The 1,650-nt window shown below is 71.5% G+C and carries 2 protein-coding genes; both read left to right on the forward strand.

Annotated features, from left to right (window positions below; translation table 11 throughout):
* Position 1: 1 nt before the first annotated feature.
* Positions 2–595, forward strand: a complete 594-nt coding sequence (pdxT, locus tag AB0L34_RS33765) for a pyridoxal 5'-phosphate synthase glutaminase subunit PdxT (protein ID WP_363709726.1) — start codon at positions 2–4, stop codon at positions 593–595.
* 243 nt (positions 596–838) lie between these two features.
* A complete protein-coding gene (locus tag AB0L34_RS33770; protein WP_363709728.1) occupies positions 839–1,588 on the forward strand; it encodes a YebC/PmpR family DNA-binding transcriptional regulator in 750 nt (249 codons plus the stop codon).
* The last annotated feature ends 62 nt before the right edge of the window (positions 1,589–1,650 follow it).

Raw genomic sequence — 1,650 nt, forward strand, 5'->3', positions numbered from 1 at the left:
CGTGAACGGAGTGCCCGCGCACCAGGGCGACGTGCGCGAGCACGTCGCCGCCCTCGCCGCGGCGGGCGCGGACGCCCGCCCGGTGCGGCGGGCGCAGGAGTTGGACGCGGTGGACGGGCTGGTGATCCCCGGGGGCGAGTCCACCACGATCAGCAAGCTCGCCGACATCTTCGAGATGCGCGAGCCGATCGACAAGCGGATCGCCGGCGGGATGCCGGTCTACGGCTCGTGCGCCGGCATGATCATGCTGGCCACCGAGGTCCTCGACGGTCGGCCCGACCAGCGCGGCTTCGCCGGCATCGAGATGACCGTGCGGCGCAACGCGTTCGGGCGGCAGGTCGACTCGTTCGAGGCGCCGGTGGCGATCACCGGCGTCGAGGGCGGGCCGTTCCACGCGGTGTTCATCCGGGCACCGTGGGTCGAGCGGGTCGGCGACGGCGTCGAGGTGCTCGGCACGGTGACCGAGGGCCCGGCCGCCGGGCGGATCGTGGCGGTCCGGCAGGGCAACCTGCTGGCCACCTCGTTCCATCCCGAACTGACCGGCGACGCGCGCGTGCACGCGTACTTCGTGGAGCTGGTCCGGGCGTCGCGCTGAGCGGCGGCGAGCCGTGCCGTGTTTTCGCCCCGTCTGTCCTGGTCCGGGCGGTCGGGGCGTGGCGGCGAGGCGCGGCGCGGTGACAGCGGGCCGCCGGGCGTCGGTAGGATTGCCGAGATTCGGCAGGGCCATCTGCCCGTCACGGCTTCCACCAGGGCTGACCGGCACCACCGCGTGCGCCGGCGGGAGCGGGGCGTGCGCGGTGCGGTCGATGCAGACGGCGGGTAGCAACGGAGGTAACAGATGTCCGGCCACTCAAAGTGGGCGACGACCAAGCACAAGAAGGCGGTCATCGACGCCAAGCGCGGCAAGATGTTCGCCAAGCTCATCAAGAACGTCGAGGTCGCCGCGCGGACCGGCGGCGGCGATCCCGCAGGCAACCCCACGCTCTACGACGCCATCCAGAAGGCCAAGAAGAACTCGGTCCCGAACGACAACATCGACCGCGCCGTCAAGCGCGGCTCCGGCCTGGAGGCCGGCGGCGCCGACTACCAGACCATCATGTACGAGGGCTACGGCCCGAACGGCGTGGCGCTGCTCATCGAGTGCCTGACCGACAACCGCAACCGCGCGGCCACCGAGGTGCGCACCGCGCTGACCCGCAACGGCGGCTCGTTCGCCGACGCGGGCTCGGTGTCGTACATGTTCTCCCGCAAGGGCGTGGTGATCGTCCCCAAGGCCGAGACGACCGAGGACGACGTGATGATGGCGGTCCTCGACGCCGGCGCCGAGGAGGTCAACGACCTGGGCGAGGCGTTCGAGGTGGTCTCCGAGCCGACCGACCTGGTCGCGGTGCGCACCGCGCTCCAGGACGCCGGCATCGAGTACGAGTCGGCCGAGTCGTCGCTGATCCCGAGCGTCAACGTCCCCCTCGACGAGGAGGGCGCGCGCAAGATCTTCAAGCTGATCGACGTCCTGGAGGACTGCGACGACGTGCAGAACGTCTACGCGAACTTCGACGTCAGCGACGAGATCATGGCCGCGGTCGGCTGATCGCGGCCTGACCCACGACGACACAGCGCGCCGGGCGACCGCCGCCCCGGCGCGCTGTGTCG

The organism is Micromonospora sp. NPDC052213, assembly GCF_040679695.1.
Taxonomy (GTDB): Bacteria; Actinomycetota; Actinomycetes; order Mycobacteriales; family Micromonosporaceae; genus Micromonospora.

Coding starts and splice junctions, on each gene's coding strand:
- AB0L34_RS33770 (WP_363709728.1), top strand. CDS start 839: ATGTCCGGCCACTCAAAGTGGGCGACGACCAAGCACAAGAAGGCGGTC.